The 374-nt window shown below is 68.4% G+C and carries 1 protein-coding gene; it reads right to left on the reverse strand.

Going from position 1 to position 374, the window contains the following annotated elements; translation table 11 throughout:
* The coding region (locus tag AC1DUE_RS20775; RefSeq protein WP_477041287.1) for a cyclic nucleotide-binding domain-containing protein at positions 1-217 on the reverse strand (217 nt) is incomplete at its 3' end.
* Positions 218-374 lie beyond the last annotated feature (157 nt).

Below are 374 nucleotides of genomic sequence, written 5' to 3' on the forward strand. Positions count from 1 at the left end.
CCTCGTCGCCGTGCAGCACACGGCTGAGCGCGATCGCTCCGCTGAGCAGCACGAAGAAGCACGTGGCCCGCTCGCCCTCCGCGTACACCACGCTTCCGGCAGGAAGTTGCTCCGCACGGCCGCGTTCTGCCAGCCAGTCGAGCTGCTCGTCGCTGAGCTCCTCGAACAGGAACAGAGTCTGCAACTGCGCCGGCGACAGATGTGCTGAGGTGGTCACTGCGCCTCCAGATAGCGGTGCACCAGCGCGACGCCCATGGCTCCCTCGCCGACGGCCGAGGCGACACGTTTGACCGAGGAGGAGCGCACATCCCCCGCAGCGAAGACACCGGGCACGCTCGACTCCAGGTGGTACGGATCCCTCGGCAGCCGCCACC

Source organism: Cellulomonas sp. P4_A2 (genome assembly GCF_056402515.1).